Origin of the sequence: Rhizobium sophoriradicis (genome assembly GCF_003939025.1) — a bacterium.
Taxonomy (GTDB): domain Bacteria; phylum Pseudomonadota; class Alphaproteobacteria; order Rhizobiales; family Rhizobiaceae; genus Rhizobium; species Rhizobium sophoriradicis.
Genome location: NZ_RQIH01000006.1, coordinates 301,041 through 316,773 on the forward strand (window position 1 = coordinate 301,041; position 15,733 = coordinate 316,773).

A 15,733-nucleotide genomic window follows, 5' to 3' on the forward strand; every position below is an offset into this window, starting at 1 on the left:
ATCCGGCCGCGTCGCCGCGGCCGGATTTTCTCATTTACGTCCGAAAATCAGCGTTCAGAAGAAGCCACGGCGCTGCCACCAGCCGGCTTTCTTCGGCTTGCCGTCGTCGCTTTCGCCATTTTCGCTGCGGGTTGATTTCACCGTCGGCTCGGACGAGGCGATGTTGGATTCGCGGTTGGCGCGAACCGGCTTTGCCTCTTCCTGGGCAGGCGTTTGAAGGTCGGCGGAGGCCTCGGTCAACTCCGGCTCGGCTTCGGAGGCGGGTGCTGCTTCGGCTTCGACCACAAGCGCCTCGACCGGCGATGCGGCGGGCTTGCGGCGGCCGCGACCACGGGCGGGCTTCACTTCCTCGCTGACGACGGCCGCACCCTCGACGGCGGCCGCTGCGGCCTGGTCTTCGCCGGGCTGTTCGGGAACTGTCTCGACGATTGCAGCTTCGGCAGGAGCGACGTCGTTCGAAACATCGTCGCTTTCGTCCTCATCGCTGCCGTTGCCTTCGCCGGCTTCACCGGCGGTCAGTTCGGAACCGTCCTCGGCGCGGTTGCGGCGACCGCCACGCTTACCGCGACGACGGCGCTTGCGGCGCTGTGAGTCGTCGTTTTCGGCACGGTCCTCGGGCGCAGCGCCGGTGGTTTCATCGCCTTCGGCGCCTTCGTCGTCGCCGTCCTCGTCCTCATCGCCGGCTTCGCCCGCAGCCGATACAGGCTGTTCGGCATTGCCGTTGCGGCCGCGGCGGCGCCTGCGGCGCTTGCGCTTGCGATTGCCGTCACCATCGCCTTCCGAGCGTGCCGTGGCGGCGCGTTCGGCAGCAGCCGGCTTTTCCTCGAGTTCCTCGTCTTCGTCCTCATCCGCCTCGATGATGATATCGTCGTCGTCATCCTCGGGAATAGCTGCGAAGTTGAAGAGCGTTTCGATCTTGACCGGATTTTCTACGGCCTCGCCGCGATCGATGGCGAAATGCTGCGCGCCAACCGAGCCGTCCGCATCGATGACGATCGCCACGCCGAAGCGGCTCTCATAATCGACGATCGTCTGGCGCTTGTGGTTGAGCAGGTAGAGCGCGATGTCGGGGGTGGTCCGCACGGTGATGTTGTGCGTCGTATTCTTGAGCAGATACTCTTCGATGCCGCGCAGGACATGCAGCGCGACGGAGGACTGCGAACGGACGTGACCGGTGCCGGCGCAATGCGAGCAGACCTGCGTGGTCGATTCGAGAACCGAAGCGCGAATACGCTGGCGCGACATTTCGAGCAGGCCGAAATGCGAGATCCGGCCGACCTGGATGCGGGCACGGTCGTTCTTCAGGCATTCTTTCAGCTTCTTCTCGACGGCGCGATTGTTGCGCTTTTCTTCCATGTCGATGAAGTCGATGACGATCAGGCCGGCGAGGTCGCGCAGGCGAAGCTGACGGGCGATTTCTTCCGCCGCTTCGAGGTTCGTCTGCAGCGCCGTGTCCTCGATCGAGTGTTCGCGCGTCGAGCGGCCGGAGTTGACGTCGATCGAAACCAGCGCTTCCGTCTGGTTCATGATCAGATAGCCGCCGGAGCGCAACGTCACCTGCGGCTGCAGCATGCGGTCGAGCTGGGCTTCGATGCCCGAACGCGAGAAGATCGGGTGGATGTCGCGATAGGGCTGAACCACCTTGGCGTGGCTCGGCATCAGCATCTTCATGAAGTCTTTCGCTTCACGATAGCCTTCTTCGCCGGCAACGATGATCTCACCGATATCCTTATTGTAGAGATCGCGGATCGAACGCTTGATCAGCGAGCCTTCCTCATACACCAGGCAGGGAGCGGTGGAGGCGAGCGTCAGCGTGCGCACGTTCTCCCACAGGCGCATTAGATATTCGAAGTCGCGCTTGACCTCGACCTTGGTACGGTTGGCGCCGGCGGTGCGCAGAATGACGCCCATGCCCTGCGGCACTTCGAGCATGCGCGCGATTTCCTTCAGGCGCTTGCGGTCGGCAGGGTTGGTGATCTTGCGGGAAATGCCGCCGCCACGCGCCGTATTCGGCATCAGCACGGAATAGCGGCCGGCGAGCGAGAGATAAGTGGTCAGCGCCGCGCCCTTGTTGCCGCGCTCTTCCTTGGCGACCTGCACCAGCAGGATCTGCCGGCGCTTGATGACTTCCTGGATGCGATACTGCTTGCGCGGCTTGCGCTGCACGCGGTCTGGCACTTCTTCCATCGCGTCTTCGGCGCCGACGGATTCGATGACTTCCTCTTCGCCGTGATCGTCATCGTCATCGTCGTCATCGTGACGACGCTTGCTGGTATCGACGTCTTCGGAGATCGAGTCGGTTTCCACCATCGCGGCCATTGCTCCGCCGGTCGAGCCGTCATCCTCATTGTCAACGCTCGAAGCGCCTTCGGCCTCGACGTCTGTGGGAACGGCGTCCTCGGTCGCGGTCGTTTCAGCAGCTGCTTCGGTGACCTTCTTGCGGCTGCGGCGCGGCCTTGCCTTCTTGGCCGGCGCTTCCTCGGCGGCTTCGGGCGATGCCTCGGCCTCGGCAGGTGCGGCCGGCGCAATCTCGTCGGCTACGGCAACCGGTGCTTCCGCAGGCACGATGCCGACATCCGGCTGGTCCTGGGTCGAAAGGTCGACCATCGGCGCGGTTTCGACATGCTCGACGTCTTCGTCCCGGCGATGCTCTTCGGCCTCGGCCCGAAGCAGCGCCTGACGGTCGGCGAGCGGTATCTGGTAATAATCGGGGTGGATTTCGGCGAAGGCCAGGAAGCCGTGCCGGTTGCCGCCGTAATCGACGAAGGCGGCCTGCAGCGAGGGTTCGACCCTCGTTACCTTTGCGAGATAGATATTGCCGCGGATCTGCTTCTTGTGCTGCGACTCGAAGTCAAATTCTTCTATGCGGTTTCCGCGAACGACAACGACGCGCGTCTCTTCCTCGTGAGACGCATCGATAAGCATTTTGTCTGCCATGTAAGCTGTGCTCCTCGGCGTGGCCGCGAGAGCGCATTCCCGACTGCTGTAGAAACAGAAAGAATGCGGTCCACCGTGGCCGCGCCGGATAATGAAAGTCGCGCCTGGCGCGAAGAGGAGAGCAGCAGCCAGACCGCAGCCGGAACCGTTTCGGTCCGGGGCCTGTACACTTCAGATAAAACCTGCTGCGAAACCATCAACAACCAAGCGTGATCGACAAATACGAAGACCCTTTTCGGGTCCGATGAGGTTGCTCCCTGAGAGCGTGGTGGCTGATCCACCAATGAAGTTCCGACAAAAAGCCGGAAAATCAGGATCCAGTACTGGGGTTGAAACGCATGAGACGGCGGACGATGACCGATGTGGCGCCAGGTCCAGATCTGGCTGGCAGCCCTTGCGGCGACTCTATCCCGTCAACACTTCTACCCTAAAATGCGTTGTATGTTTTCTCTGTCACAATAGCAAGGGAAAAGCCAAATGTGCCATAATATTGATGGATTTCGGAACACATAGAAGCTGGGGGCCAGCGATTGCGATTCGGCAGGCGGCAAAGGCGTTTCGCTCTCGGGCGTCCGCTCCGGCCATGTCGGGTCCATCGCGCTATAAATAGGATGTGGCAGTTTATTGTTTAAGAGGGCTCGGATCGCGGCGCAGTCCGCAACGCGGCGATCGACATTCGCAAGGCGGCTCATGACGGCGGTGTTTGTCGCCGGCTGTATTCTGCCTGGGGTCGCGGGGTCGGCCGAGACGGGAGATCCGCTGCTTGCCTACGGCGCGCGCATCATCGGCGATGACGCCAGAACACGGATTGTCATCGATTTCGACCGCGAACCGCGGTTTTCAGTTCACTATATCGCCAATCCTGAGCGTATCGTCATCGACCTGCCGGCGACCGCCTTTGGCTTTCCGGGCAAGGATCTGGCCGCCAGCGGCCTCTTCAGAGACATTCGCTACGGCAAGATGGACGAGGAGAGCGCCCGCATCGTGTTGACAGCGGCAAGGCCGGCGAAGCTTTCCCTCGCCAAGGTGCAGGCCGATGAGGCCGGCAAGGGGCATCGGCTGGTGCTTGAGGCCGAGATGATCGACAAGCAGGCCTTTGCCGAACTGGTCAAGACGCAATCATGGGGCGACCGGACCTGGAATGATCGGAACGCCGCGGCCCAGACGACGAGTGCCATTCCCGCACCTGCGAAAACCGCCCCCGGGGATTTCGTCATCGCCGTGGACGCCGGCCATGGCGGCATCGATACCGGCGCGATCGGCGTCGATACCAAGACCGAGGAAAAGCAGGTGACGCTCGCCTTCGCCAAGGCTCTGGCCGACCGGCTGAACAAGGAGCCGGGCATCAAAGCCTTCCTGACCCGCAATGATGATGAGTTCCTCTCGCTTTCGCAGCGCGTGCTGATTGCCCGCCAGAACCATGCCGGCCTGTTTATTTCGCTGCATGCCGACACGCTGAAGCAGAAGGATATCCGCGGCGCGACCGTCTATACGATCTCGGACAAGGCCTCCGACAAGCTCGCCGCCGATCTTGCCGAACGCGAAAACCTCTCCGACCAGATCGCCGGCAAGGAAACGGTCGCCGAGCCTCCCGAAGTCGCCGACATCCTGCTCGACCTGACGCGGCGAGAGACGCAGGCTTTCTCGATCTCGCTGGCCGAGAGCGTGCTGAATTCCTTCAAGGATCAGGTCGGTACCATCAACAATCCGCACCGCCATGCCGGCTTCCGCGTTCTGCAGGCCCCCGACGTGCCTTCGATCCTGCTCGAGCTTGGATTTCTCTCGAATGCCGAGGATGAGAAACTGCTGCTCGATGAGAGCTGGCGCGGCAAGATGGCCGATCTGCTGAACGACGCCGTGAAGCGGTATCGCAGCGGCGTCGTTGCAAATGGCGGTTGATGCGTGCAGCAGCTCAGAGTGTTACAGTCTCCCTTGCGTCTTTGAGAGACGCGCGGCCCCGCCCTATCAGGGGGCCAGCCGGTTGAGTGAGGTCGATAACCATAAAAACAAGGAGTTGAGTGTGCCGCTTGAATCAATTTCGCAGGCACGCGCTGCGGATTGGCGGCGGGCAGGGCGTTGCTTGGATGTGACAGTCGCGATGAAACGGGGCCTCAGCGGTGAATGCGGCGGGGAGGGCCCTATTTTGCTCACATTCACGCCGTTACTCCGGCTTATGTTTCACCGCCTGAAGCGCGGAATCGGCTTGTAGCGGTAGCGCTCATGGAGTAAGCCGCGCGCAACGTGCAAATTGCCTTGATCTGTGCAATCGTTGCGTCTGTGCCGATTGACGATCGAAGAGACCGGTAGCTGAAAATATGGTTAGACTTGTTGGATATTTCTTCGGAATGGCCTGCGTCCTGTTTCTGGTCGCGGCGGCGGGTATTGCCATCTATCTCGCCAATGTCGCGAAGGATCTCCCGGACTATGCCGTTCTGAACAGCTACGCGCCGCCGGTCACGACCCGCGTGCATGCCGGCAACGGCGCTCTGATGGCTGAATATGCCAAGGAAAAGCGTCTCTTCCTGCCGATCCAGGCCGTCCCCGACCGCGTCAAGGCCGCTTTTCTGTCGGCTGAAGACAAGAATTTCTACAACCATCCGGGTGTCGACCTGACCGGCCTCGGCCGCGCAATCCTCGTTAATCTGCAGAATTTCGGTTCCGGCCGCCGCCCGGTCGGCGCCTCCACGATCACCCAGCAGGTGGCCAAGAACTTCCTTTTGAGCTCGGATCAGACGATCGACCGCAAGATCAAGGAAGCAATTCTCTCCTTCCGCATCGAGCAGGCCTACAGCAAGGACAAGATTCTCGAGCTCTACCTGAACGAGATTTTTTTCGGCATGAATTCCTATGGCATCGCCGGCGCCGCGCTCACCTATTTCAACAAATCCGTTACCGAACTGACCGTTGCCGAAGCCGCCTATCTGGCATCGCTGCCGAAAGGTCCGGCCAATTATCATCCTTTCCGCCATCCCGAGGCTGCGCTCGAGCGCCGCAACTGGGTAATCGACCGTATGGTCGAGAACGGCTATGTCAGCCAGAGCGACGGCGCGGAAGCCAAGAAGCAGCCGCTCGGCGTTACCGCCCGCAGCACAGGTCCATCGCTCTTCGCTTCCGACTTTTTCGCCGAAGCCGTGCGCCGTCAGTTGATCGATCAATATGGCGAGAAGGTCCTCTACGAGGGCGGCCTTTCCGTGCGTACCTCGCTCGATCCGCAGATGCAGCTTGCTGCCCGTAAGGCGCTGCAGGATGGCCTCGTGACCTATGACGAGCGCCGCGGTTTTCATGGGCCCATCAAGCAGATCGATGCAAGCGGCGACTGGGGCAAGGCGCTTGCCGATATTCCTGCGCTCTCCGACGTGCCGGAATGGCGTCTCGCCGTCGTGCTCGCCGCATCGGATAGCAATGTCGACATCGGCTTGCAGCCGGGCAAGGACGGCAGCGGCAAGGTCGCGGCCGACCGGCAACGCGGCACGATAGACGCCAAGAACATGCAATGGGCCTACCGTTCGGCGGACGGCTCGCGCAAGACCGCAAAAACGCCGGCCGGCGTCTTGAACCCGGGCGACGTCGTCTATGTCGAGAAGCTCGGCGATCAGTCGTCGACCTCCTATCGTCTGCGCCAGCCCCCGAAAGTGCAGGGCGGCCTGGTCGCCATGGATCCGAAGACCGGCCGCGTCCTCGCCATGGTCGGCGGTTTCTCCTATGCCCAGTCCGAATTCAACCGCGCCACCCAGGCGATGCGTCAGCCGGGCTCCTCCTTCAAGCCCTTCGTCTATGCGGCGGCGATGGACAATGGTTATACGCCGGCCTCCGTCATCATGGACGCGCCGATCGAAATCGTCTCGGGCGGCCAGGTCTGGAGGCCGGAAAACTACGGCGGCGAATCCGGCGGTCCGTCGACGCTGCGTTCGGGCATCGAGCATTCGCGCAACCTGATGACGGTGCGCCTCGCCAACGATCTCGGCATGAATATCGTTGCCGAATATGCCGAACGCTTCGGCATCTACGATCACATGCTGCCGGTTCTCTCGATGTCGCTCGGCGCCGGCGATACAACGGTGCTGCGCATGGTTTCGGCCTATTCGGTGATCGCCAATGGCGGCAAGCAGATCAAGCCGACCCTGATCGACCGTATCCAGGATCGCTACGGCAAGACGATCTTCAAGCATGAGGAGCGTCTGTGCGAGGGCTGCAATGCCGGCGACTGGCAGAACCAGGAAGAGCCGAATGTCGTCGACAACCGCGAAACTGTTCTCGACCCGATGACCGCCTATCAGATCACCTCGATGATGCAGGGCGTCATTCAGCGCGGCACCGCGGCCGGCAAGATCGATCTCGGCGGCCGCGACGTCGCCGGCAAGACCGGGACCACCAACGACGAGAAGGATGCCTGGTTCGTCGGCTTCACGCCGGATCTGGTCGCCGGCCTCTATATGGGCTTCGATACGCCGGGTCCGCTCGGCCGCGGCGGCACCGGGGGCGGTCTCTCCGCCCCGATCTTCAACGAATTCATGCAGGCCGCCGTTAAGGACACGCCGGAATCGAAGTTCGTCATTCCGCCGGGCATGAACCTGATCCCGATCGACCGCAAGACCGGCATGGCCGCCGTCGACGGCGATCCGAACACCATCATCGAGGCCTTCAAGCCCGGCACCGGCCCGGCCGACAGCTTCAACGTCATCGGCATGGACAGCACCATGGCGCCGGAAGAAATCCTGAAGACCTCGCCGCAGGCCAACCAGGCCGTCCAGACCGGCACACCCGGTCTCTTCTGACCGTCGCCCTAATTTTTGAAGCCTGCCGCGGGCCTTTACATCCGCGGCGGGCGTCTCTATGTCACCAGCACTTGAAAGACCGAGACAGAGAAGCAGGAAAATGCGAGCCGAAATCGAAAACGTGGTCGATGAAACCAAGCAGGCTATCACCCTGCTGAGGAGGCATCTTTGACTGGGACCAGGCGATAAGACGACTGGACTGGTTGAACAACAAGGCAGAGGATCCGAACCTCTGGAACGACACATCCGAAGCGCAGAAGCTGATGCGCGAGCGCCAGCAGCTGGATGACGGCATCAACGGCGTCAAGCAGCTCGAACAGCAGCTCAACGACAACATCGAGCTGATCGAGCTTGGCGAGGAAGAGGGCGACCAGAGTGTCGTCAAGGAAGCCGAAGACACGCTGAAGGCCCTCAAGGCCGAGGCCGCGCGCCGCCAAGTGGAAGCCATGCTTTCCGGCGAGGCCGACGGCAACGACACCTATCTCGAAGTTCATTCCGGCGCCGGCGGCACCGAAAGCCAGGACTGGGCGAACATGCTGCTGCGCATGTATACCCGCTGGGCCGAACGCCAGCGCTTCAAGGTCGAGCTTCTCGAAGTTCACGACGGCGAAGAGGCGGGCATCAAGTCCGCAACCCTGCTCGTCAAGGGACACAACGCCTATGGCTGGCTGAAGACGGAATCGGGCGTCCACCGTCTGGTGCGCATCTCACCTTACGATAGCAACGCGCGTCGCCACACCTCCTTCTCGTCGATCTGGGTCTATCCCGTCGTTGACGACTCGATCCAGATCGAGATCAACGAAAGCGATTGCCGCATCGACACCTATCGTTCGTCGGGCGCCGGCGGCCAGCACGTCAACACGACGGATTCGGCCGTGCGCATCACCCATATCCCGACCGGAATCGTCGTGCAGTGCCAGCAGGAGCGTTCCCAGCACAAGAACCGGGCCAAGGCCTGGGACATGCTGCGCGCCCGCATGTATGAAGCCGAGCTGAAGAAGCGGGAGGACGCCGCCAACGCCGAAGCCGCTTCCAAGACGGATATCGGCTGGGGCCATCAGATCCGCTCCTACGTGCTGCAACCCTACCAGCTGGTCAAGGACCTGCGCACCGGCGTCGCCAGCACCGCTCCTGATGACGTGCTCGACGGCGATCTGAACGAATTCATGGAAGCGGCCCTTGCCCACCGCATCAGTGGCGCCGCCGACGCGGTCGTCGAGGATGTCGACTGACAGGTAGTTGCGAGATCGAATGACGAGAAGGCCCCGGAGACGGGGCCTTCTTCGTTCAGGCGATGGCGCGGATGTCGCCGTGCTGAAACAGCGCTGCCGACAGATCGGCGGTCTCGTCATGAATGGCGGCGCGCTCGATATCAGGGGGATCGGTGAAGAGCTCGGCCGCAAAGGCAAAGCCTAATCCCGTGCCCTCCGGTACGAAGACATAATGCCCGAGGCCGCCGCCGAAAATCTTCAGCGCGCTGCGCGCCAGTCGCGCATGCAGCCATGTTGAACATTCTTCGGCCGGTGCCGCCCTGTCCGCGTCGCCAACCAGGATAAGGGCGGGTGCCGCGACCGTTTTCAGACTTTCCTCGCTGAAAGCGAAAATGGAGCGACCCGGCGCGCAGAGCAGCGCGGCCGTGATCCTGTCGTCACGATAGGACTGCGACATGCGGGACCATGACTGGCGAAACACATCGCTCTCACGCAGCAACGAGGGGATATGATCGGCAAGGTCGGGAAACTCCCTTGGGCCGCGCGGCCCACCCGGTTTCAGTCTTGACGGTTCGAACTGCGAGAACTGGGCGACGGCGCCGAGAAGCAGCATGACGCTATAGGCTCCGGCCGAAAATCCGGCCGCAAACGCACGGGCTGTATCAATCCGGCCGGCGAGATCGCCGAGCCAGTCGCGGCTGCGGTCCAGCATCAGGCTTAGATCCGGCGCTCGTTCCCAGAGACAGGCAAACCCTTCGGCTCGATAGGGCTCGATCCCGGTATTGCCGTGATGGTTAACGCCGAGCGCAACAAATCCGCGATCGACCAGGCGCCGCGCCAGCCATTCCAGCCCCGCCGCAGATCCGCCGGTGCCGTGCGACAGCAGGACCAGGGGATAAGGCCTGCTTGCCGGCCGAATCGGCGCGTCGCGGGCGACTGCCGCCTTGCGAAACCAGCTTCGTTCCCGAATATCGCTTTCCAGCGCGTCATCGGCAGCCGGGTACCACAGAGCCCAGCTGACGGGCCTCGGGCCGGCTGCGTCCCAGTCCGGTCTTTGGTCGTCGTAAAGAACGCCGTCACGAAAGCCGAGTTTCATCGTCCAAGCCTGTGCAAACAGTGCCCGTTGTTCAATTGGTCGCTTTCTCGACGGTGATGTCACCGAATTCGTCGATCAGCACCGTCCAGCCATCCGGCTCGGCCGCAGGGTCGGTCTTCAGATAGATGGTGGCGAAGAGGCCTGGTTGCTTGCTGATGCCGCTCGAATTCTCCGGGCGTATATCGGTCACGTAGGGCTTCAGATCGCTGATCTCCTGCAACTCGACGGTCGAGGCGATCGCCGGGCCGCTCTCCGTCTGGGCAATCTGCTGAAGATAGACCTTCGAGGTCCGATCCGGCTGGCGCACGGCAAAGAGCTTGTAATAGCCATGGCGCTTTCCCTGAGGGGCGGAAACATTCTCGGCGGCGGAAGGCGCCCGCTCGATATCAGGTGCGTTGCCGTCGTCCTCCCAGTAGCCGGTGCTGGTGGCAAAGATCACCGAAGCCGGCAGGATGGCGTCCTGAGCGGGAGCGGCGATTGCGGCCGAGCATCCGACGAGGAACATCGTGGTCATCAATATCCGTCGCATTGCCATCGTCTCAATCCTTGAACTGCTCGGCGAGGATACGGTCGGACCAGGAGCGGTCGGGATCGGAGAGGATGCGCGCCGTCATATGCTCCGACTGGGCGATGCGGACATGCAGCACCGACTTGACCTCGGTATTGTCGGCCACCGCATTCACCGGCCGCTTCACCGGCTCGAGCACGTCGATATCGACGGTCACCTTGTTGGGAAGCAGAGCCCCCCGCCAGCGCCGCGGCCTGAAAGCGCTGACCGGTGTCATGGCGAGCAGCGGCGCCTCGAGCGGCAGGATCGGGCCATGGGCGGAAAGATTGTAGGCCGTCGATCCGGCTGGGGTCGCCACCATCAGCCCGTCGCAGATCAGCTCCTCCAGGCGCACGTGCCCGTCGACCACGACCCTGAGATTGGCGGCCTGATAAGACTGGCGGAACAGATAGACCTCGTTGATGGCAAGAGCCGTTGAATTGGTGCCGTCGGCATTGGCCGTCGTCATCTTCAGCGGCCGGAAGGCGTTTTCGACGGCGACGCAGATGCGCTCCTGAAGCCGTTCGGTGCTGTAATCGTTCATCAGGAAACCGACCGAGCCGCGATTCATCCCGTAGACCAGCTTGCCGGAGTTCATGGTGCTGTGCAGCGTCTGCAGCATGAACCCGTCGCCGCCGAGCGCGACAATAACGTCGGCCTTATCCTGCGGCACGTCGCCATAGATGCGAATCAGCTCTTCGCGCGCGGCGAGCGCCTCCATCGTTGGCGAGGCGATAAACGAAAGCGTCTGAAATGAACGGCCCATGCAATGCCCTTTGTGAAGCTGCTCTAGCTAAAGGATAAAAGGCCGCTGCGACAAGGCCGTTTTGCACGGCCCCGGCGTTTTGGCGCCAAGCCGGACTGTCCGCAGAATCGGATTTTCCTTTACAGGATCGCAGAATCTGTTAGTTGGGCAGCTATTGCCCTTGTAGCTCAGTTGGTAGAGCACCTGATTTGTAATCAGGGGGTCCCGGGTTCGAACCCTGGCGGGGGCACCATCCCTATTCTCCGATATGCTGTGACTCGATGAACCTTGCCTGAAGGGCTGCTTCAGCGGCAGTTCAGCCGCTCTGGGGCATTGTCTCCTCATCATCAATGAGGAAGCAGCGCCATGAAGCTCGCACACATTATTCTCACCGTAACCATTGCCGCCGGTGCGGCTTTTGCCTCCGTCGCACCTGCTTCCGCTATGCCCGCTGAACGGCCCGCGATGACGGCGCAGGGAGATGTCGTCAAAATTCGCGACAGCTGGCGAGGTGATCGTTGGCGTGATGACGGTGACTGGCGTGGCGACCGTGGCTGGCGCGATCGGCGCGATTGGCGCCGCTCCGACTGGCGCGATGATGACCGCCGCTGGCGGCGGTGGCGCGCGGAGCGGTGGCAGGAACGCCGGGAGTGGCGCCATCGCGATCGCGATCTCCCCTTCTGGCTCTACCGCGGTTGAGCGCGGTTGCGAATCGCCCGGGCCGTCAGCTCAATGCGCGACCGGTTCGTTGACGCTTGCCTCGATCCTGTCGCTCTGGCCTGCGCCGGAAGGCGACAGGATTGCAATGCTGAGAACGGAGGCGACCATGAAGGCGACGACGGCGATCATTATGCGCATGAGCGTACAATCCTCATTCGGTTGGGGATCAACGCGCAATCGCCGGCTGCGTTCCTCGCGGCCTATTGCACCGGTCCCGGCGTCGCCGGGCCGGGTGCCATCGGCGATAGAGGATCGGGCTGGTGGACCGGGTGCGAGGTGTCCACCCAGATGATGCTGAGGATGATTCCCACAAAGGCCGCGATGAACAGGATACCGAAAATCAGCGGTCGAATGGCCATGATGGGGATCACTCCTTCTTGCTTGTGACCGGTCGCTACGATCGATCGCCGCCCGATCATAGTGCTCCAGAAGGTCATTCCAAGGCAAAAGTGGATTTCTCCTGTCTAATGCCTGTCGCCCGGAAGTGTACACCCGGTCCCGGGATAACGACATGCATAAAGAAGAGCTAGACCGCGTCGCGGCGGACGAGCGAAAGCGGCTGCCGCCTTCTTCCTTGACTTGTGGAAATGCAGTCGGCGCGCATGTGGAAGCCAAGCGACGCACTGTCATGGCTCATCAGCGTCAGGCTGAGACCGTCGATATGCAGGCGGCGAGTTTCAGTCGGGCGACATTGGCCATCCCCTTTGCCGCGGCCCGTAAGCCGGCCTAGCAAGTCCAGCCTATGCCTTCAAGTAAAGCCGCGCTGCATAAAGCGCGATCGCCGCCGCGTTCGAAACGTTCAGCGATTTGATCGCGCCCGGCATATCGAGGCGGGCAAGCGCGGTCACGGTCTCGCGGGTTTTCTGCCTGAGCCCCTTGCCCTCCGAGCCGAGCACCAGCGCCACCTTGTCGCCCGAAAACGTGCCTTCGAGCGGCGCCGGCCCTTCCGAATCGAGGCCGATGGTGGAGAAACCGAGCTTGTGCAATTCGCCAAGCGCATCGGCGAGATTGGTGATCTGTATATAAGGGATCAGTTCCAGCGCGCCGGAGGCGGATTTGGCGAGCACGCCCGACTCGGTCGGGCTATGTCTCTGGGTGGTGATCACCGCCCCGGCATTGAAGGCGACCGCCGAGCGCATGATCGCGCCGACATTATGCGGATCCGTCACCTGGTCGAGGACGAGCAGAAGAGGGCTGTCCTTCAGCGCTTCGAGCCGGCGCACCGGCAGCGGCAGTGTCTCCAGCATGACTCCCTGATGGATCGCCTCGGGGCCGAGCACCTTGTCGATCTCGTGCGGCGAGACGATCTCGAAGGCAATGCCGAGCGTCTCGACGTCGATTTCAAGCCGCGCGAGTGCGTTCTGTGTCACGGAGAGCTTGATCTTCTTGCGCTCGGGATTGTCGAGGGCCGCGCGGACCGTATGCAGGCCGTAGAGATAGACCTGATCGGGCGCCAGCGCCGGCGGCTTCCAATCCTCAGGCCCACGCTTGCGCTTCTGCGGCAGTGGTGTCGGGATCTCGCCGCGTTCGCGTTTGGCGTCACGGTGCGCACGCCTGAGATTGGCGTAATGCGTATCCTTGGCGGATGGGTCTGCTGCGGCCTTGCCGCCGGATTTCTTGTCTTTGCTCATGCGGCTTTATAGCTATGGCCTTGGCTGCCGCATAGGCTTTCTTTCATATGCCGGCTTTCGGCGGCGAATGAAATTTTTCGTGTTTTTTCCGTTGTCATCGTGTTGACAGACGGAAATGCTCCGGTCATATACGCGGCGCAGACGACGGGCGGCAACGCTTCGAAGTCTGACGAACTTGGTCTAACGATCCGGACGAAAACTGGAGAGATGCCCGAGTGGTTAAAGGGGACGGACTGTAAATCCGTTGGCTCAGCCTACGTTGGTTCAAATCCAACTCTCTCCACCATTCGTCATCGGATCGGACCATCCCGCGGGTATAGCTCAATGGTAGAGCAGCAGCCTTCCAAGCTGAATACGCGGGTTCGATTCCCGCTACCCGCTCCAGTTTTCCCGAAGTCCGTTGATACGACCGCTGCCGCGGCGATGCCGATGATGTTTCGGACGCCGGCAATGGCGGCGATCGTCTGGCAGGTGAGGGCGCTCGACGCCCAGCGTCCAGTGCTCTTCTCCTGTTGGGCAGGCAATTTTCTCTGGGATTTCAGCGGTTTTTGAGGGGGCTGCGGCGAATCGCCTTGCAGGCGGCGAATTGTCTCCCATATGCGCCTTCACGCCAAGAATGGCGTCTGCAATTAAGTCTTGCGCAATTTCGCCGAAAGCCTTAAACGGCGGCACTAAACCGGTTCGCCGGGGCCACCATTTCGTTCACAGGAAGCATTCAAATGGCAAAGAGTAAGTTTGAGCGCAACAAGCCGCACGTCAACATTGGCACGATCGGCCACGTTGACCACGGCAAGACGTCTCTGACGGCAGCGATCACGAAGTACTTCGGTGAGTTCAAGGCGTACGACCAGATCGACGCGGCTCCGGAAGAGAAGGCGCGCGGCATCACGATTTCGACCGCGCACGTCGAATATGAGACGCCGGCCCGCCACTACGCGCACGTCGACTGCCCCGGCCATGCCGACTACGTCAAGAACATGATCACCGGTGCTGCCCAGATGGACGGCGCGATCCTGGTGTGCTCGGCTGCTGACGGCCCGATGCCGCAGACGCGCGAACACATTCTGCTGGCCCGCCAGGTTGGCGTTCCGGCGATCGTGGTGTTCCTGAACAAGGTCGACCAGGTTGACGACGCCGAGCTGCTCGAACTGGTTGAGCTCGAAGTTCGCGAACTGCTGTCGTCCTACGACTTCCCGGGCGACGACATCCCGGTTGTCAAGGGTTCGGCGCTTGCCGCTCTTGAAGATAGCGACAAGAAGATCGGCGAAGACGCGATCCGCGAGCTGATGGCAGCGGTCGACTCCTACATCCCGACGCCTGAGCGTCCGATCGACCAGCCGTTCCTGATGCCGATCGAAGACGTGTTCTCGATCTCCGGCCGCGGCACTGTCGTAACCGGCCGCGTCGAGCGTGGCATTGTCAAGGTTGGCGAAGAAGTCGAGATCGTCGGCATCCGTCCGACCTCGAAGACGACGGTGACCGGCGTTGAAATGTTCCGCAAGCTGCTCGACCAGGGCCAGGCCGGCGACAACATCGGCGCGCTGGTTCGCGGTGTTAACCGTGACGGCGTCGAGCGTGGCCAGATCCTGTGCAAGCCGGGTTCGGTCAAGCCGCACAAGAAGTTCATGGCTGAAGCCTACATCCTGACGAAGGAAGAGGGCGGCCGTCATACGCCGTTCTTCACCAACTACCGTCCGCAGTTCTACTTCCGCACGACCGACGTGACCGGCATCGTCACGCTGCCGGAAGGCACGGAAATGGTCATGCCGGGCGACAACGTCACGGTTGCCGTCGAGCTGATCGTTCCGATCGCGATGGAAGAAAAGCTGCGCTTCGCCATCCGCGAAGGCGGCCGCACCGTCGGCGCCGGTATCGTCGCCTCGATCGTCGAGTAATCCTGGGATTACCTGCAATTCAGGAAAAACCCCGCTGGCGACAGCGGGGTTTTTTCGTTTTGATGCCTGATCGACGGATTAACACGTGTTGTAAAAATATCGTTAATTAGGCCCGTCACAGTATTTTGTTCATCTCACGTTCAGAAACCGGTTTGTGATTGGCGCATTTTAGTTCA

The 15,733-nt window shown here is 61.7% G+C and carries 14 protein-coding genes and 3 tRNA genes; 10 read left to right on the top strand and 7 right to left on the bottom strand.

The features are described 5' to 3' along the window. Positions 1-54 precede the first annotated feature (54 nt). Positions 55-2,937, bottom strand: a complete 2,883-nt coding sequence (locus tag EFR00_RS12415) for an Rne/Rng family ribonuclease (RefSeq protein ID WP_077993396.1) — start codon at positions 2,935-2,937, stop codon at positions 55-57. 624 nt (positions 2,938-3,561) lie between these two features. Here EFR00_RS12415 and EFR00_RS12420 point away from each other — a divergent pair. The 3 genes from EFR00_RS12420 (at position 3,562) to prfB (ending at position 8,944) form a co-directional block, all read left to right on the top strand. Then, positions 3,562-4,836, top strand: a complete 1,275-nt coding sequence (locus EFR00_RS12420) for an N-acetylmuramoyl-L-alanine amidase (RefSeq protein WP_077993397.1) — start codon at positions 3,562-3,564, stop codon at positions 4,834-4,836. Between the two features lie 416 nt (positions 4,837-5,252). Continuing rightward, entirely contained in the window at positions 5,253-7,712 is a 2,460-nt protein-coding gene (locus EFR00_RS12425) for a penicillin-binding protein 1A (RefSeq protein WP_038688258.1), read from the top strand. A 100-nt stretch (positions 7,713-7,812) separates the two neighbouring features. Beyond that, a protein-coding gene (prfB, locus tag EFR00_RS12430) for a peptide chain release factor 2 (RefSeq protein WP_164519029.1) occupies positions 7,813-8,944 on the top strand; the annotation gives its coding sequence in 2 pieces (ribosomal slippage) (positions 7,813-7,881 and positions 7,883-8,944; 1,131 coding nt in all). Positions 8,945-8,999: 55 nt separating this feature from the next. Here the strand turns inward: prfB and EFR00_RS12435 are convergent. From EFR00_RS12435 to EFR00_RS12445, 3 genes are read right to left on the bottom strand one after another with little or no spacing between them, the layout of a single operon-like run. Then, positions 9,000-10,019, bottom strand: coding sequence for an alpha/beta hydrolase family protein (locus EFR00_RS12435; protein WP_077993403.1), 1,020 nt, complete (start codon positions 10,017-10,019; stop codon positions 9,000-9,002). A gap of 31 nt (positions 10,020-10,050) precedes the next feature. Then, on the bottom strand, positions 10,051-10,554 hold the full coding sequence (locus EFR00_RS12440; RefSeq protein ID WP_077993405.1) for a hypothetical protein: 504 nt from the start codon (positions 10,552-10,554) through the stop codon (positions 10,051-10,053). A gap of 4 nt (positions 10,555-10,558) precedes the next feature. Continuing rightward, positions 10,559-11,332 (bottom strand): NAD kinase, encoded by a 774-nt coding sequence (locus tag EFR00_RS12445; RefSeq protein ID WP_010059525.1) that lies wholly within the window; start codon positions 11,330-11,332, stop codon positions 10,559-10,561. Between the two features lie 156 nt (positions 11,333-11,488). On the opposite strand from EFR00_RS12445, the gene EFR00_RS12450 reads away from it, so the two are divergent. Both EFR00_RS12450 and EFR00_RS12455 read left to right on the top strand, forming a co-directional pair. Further along, positions 11,489-11,564 (top strand) — tRNA-Thr (locus EFR00_RS12450). Positions 11,565-11,677: 113 nt separating this feature from the next. After that, positions 11,678-12,010 (top strand): hypothetical protein, encoded by a 333-nt coding sequence (locus EFR00_RS12455; RefSeq protein WP_077993407.1) that lies wholly within the window; start codon positions 11,678-11,680, stop codon positions 12,008-12,010. A gap of 30 nt (positions 12,011-12,040) precedes the next feature. On the opposite strand, the gene EFR00_RS33880 is transcribed toward EFR00_RS12455, so the two are convergent. Together EFR00_RS33880 and EFR00_RS33000 are read right to left on the bottom strand one after the other, a co-directional pair. Beyond that, positions 12,041-12,169 carry a hypothetical protein gene (locus EFR00_RS33880; RefSeq protein WP_280950801.1) on the bottom strand — a complete coding sequence of 43 codons (129 nt, stop codon included), beginning with the start codon at positions 12,167-12,169 and terminating at the stop codon, positions 12,041-12,043. 62 nt (positions 12,170-12,231) lie between these two features. Further along, the gene (locus EFR00_RS33000) at positions 12,232-12,390 is read right to left on the bottom strand and encodes a hypothetical protein (protein ID WP_164519030.1); all 159 of its coding nucleotides are present in this window, start codon (positions 12,388-12,390) and stop codon (positions 12,232-12,234) included. 152 nt (positions 12,391-12,542) lie between these two features. Between EFR00_RS33000 and EFR00_RS12460 the strand changes: the two genes are divergently transcribed. Continuing rightward, positions 12,543-12,761: a hypothetical protein gene (locus tag EFR00_RS12460; protein WP_077993409.1), complete on the top strand. Its 219-nt coding sequence runs from the start codon at positions 12,543-12,545 to the stop codon at positions 12,759-12,761. 10 nt (positions 12,762-12,771) lie between these two features. Here EFR00_RS12460 and rlmB read toward each other — a convergent pair whose 3' ends face one another. Then, on the bottom strand, positions 12,772-13,662 hold the full coding sequence (gene rlmB / locus EFR00_RS12465; protein WP_077993411.1) for a 23S rRNA (guanosine(2251)-2'-O)-methyltransferase RlmB: 891 nt from the start codon (positions 13,660-13,662) through the stop codon (positions 12,772-12,774). A 201-nt stretch (positions 13,663-13,863) separates the two neighbouring features. Here rlmB and EFR00_RS12470 point away from each other — a divergent pair. From EFR00_RS12470 to tuf, 4 genes are all read left to right on the top strand, one after another. Then, a tRNA-Tyr gene (locus tag EFR00_RS12470) sits at positions 13,864-13,948 on the top strand. 24 nt (positions 13,949-13,972) lie between these two features. Beyond that, positions 13,973-14,046: transfer RNA gene (locus EFR00_RS12475), tRNA-Gly, on the top strand. Between the two features lie 45 nt (positions 14,047-14,091). Further along, positions 14,092-14,214 (top strand): hypothetical protein, encoded by a 123-nt coding sequence (locus tag EFR00_RS33885; protein ID WP_009996412.1) that lies wholly within the window; start codon positions 14,092-14,094, stop codon positions 14,212-14,214. Between the two features lie 167 nt (positions 14,215-14,381). Further along, positions 14,382-15,557 (top strand): elongation factor Tu, encoded by a 1,176-nt coding sequence (gene tuf / locus EFR00_RS12480; RefSeq protein ID WP_009996414.1) that lies wholly within the window; start codon positions 14,382-14,384, stop codon positions 15,555-15,557. Positions 15,558-15,733: the final 176 nt, after the last annotated feature.

Excerpts from the sequence above, each read along its gene's own strand:
- EFR00_RS33000 (WP_164519030.1), bottom strand. The coding sequence starts at position 12,390 with ATGGCCATTCGACCGCTGATTTTCGGTATCCTGTTCATCGCGGCCTTT.
- EFR00_RS12435 (WP_077993403.1), bottom strand. The coding sequence starts at position 10,019 with ATGAAACTCGGCTTTCGTGACGGCGTTCTTTACGACGACCAAAGACCG.
- EFR00_RS12425 (WP_038688258.1), top strand. The coding sequence starts at position 5,253 with ATGGTTAGACTTGTTGGATATTTCTTCGGAATGGCCTGCGTCCTGTTT.
- EFR00_RS12415 (WP_077993396.1), bottom strand. The coding sequence starts at position 2,937 with ATGGCAGACAAAATGCTTATCGATGCGTCTCACGAGGAAGAGACGCGC.
- EFR00_RS12445 (WP_010059525.1), bottom strand. The coding sequence starts at position 11,332 with ATGGGCCGTTCATTTCAGACGCTTTCGTTTATCGCCTCGCCAACGATG.
- tuf (WP_009996414.1), top strand. The coding sequence starts at position 14,382 with ATGGCAAAGAGTAAGTTTGAGCGCAACAAGCCGCACGTCAACATTGGC.
- EFR00_RS33880 (WP_280950801.1), bottom strand. The coding sequence starts at position 12,169 with ATGCGCATAATGATCGCCGTCGTCGCCTTCATGGTCGCCTCCGTTCTC.
- rlmB (WP_077993411.1), bottom strand. The coding sequence starts at position 13,662 with ATGAGCAAAGACAAGAAATCCGGCGGCAAGGCCGCAGCAGACCCATCC.
- EFR00_RS33885 (WP_009996412.1), top strand. The coding sequence starts at position 14,092 with ATGATGTTTCGGACGCCGGCAATGGCGGCGATCGTCTGGCAGGTGAGG.
- EFR00_RS12455 (WP_077993407.1), top strand. The coding sequence starts at position 11,678 with ATGAAGCTCGCACACATTATTCTCACCGTAACCATTGCCGCCGGTGCG.
- EFR00_RS12460 (WP_077993409.1), top strand. The coding sequence starts at position 12,543 with ATGCATAAAGAAGAGCTAGACCGCGTCGCGGCGGACGAGCGAAAGCGG.
- EFR00_RS12440 (WP_077993405.1), bottom strand. The coding sequence starts at position 10,554 with ATGGCAATGCGACGGATATTGATGACCACGATGTTCCTCGTCGGATGC.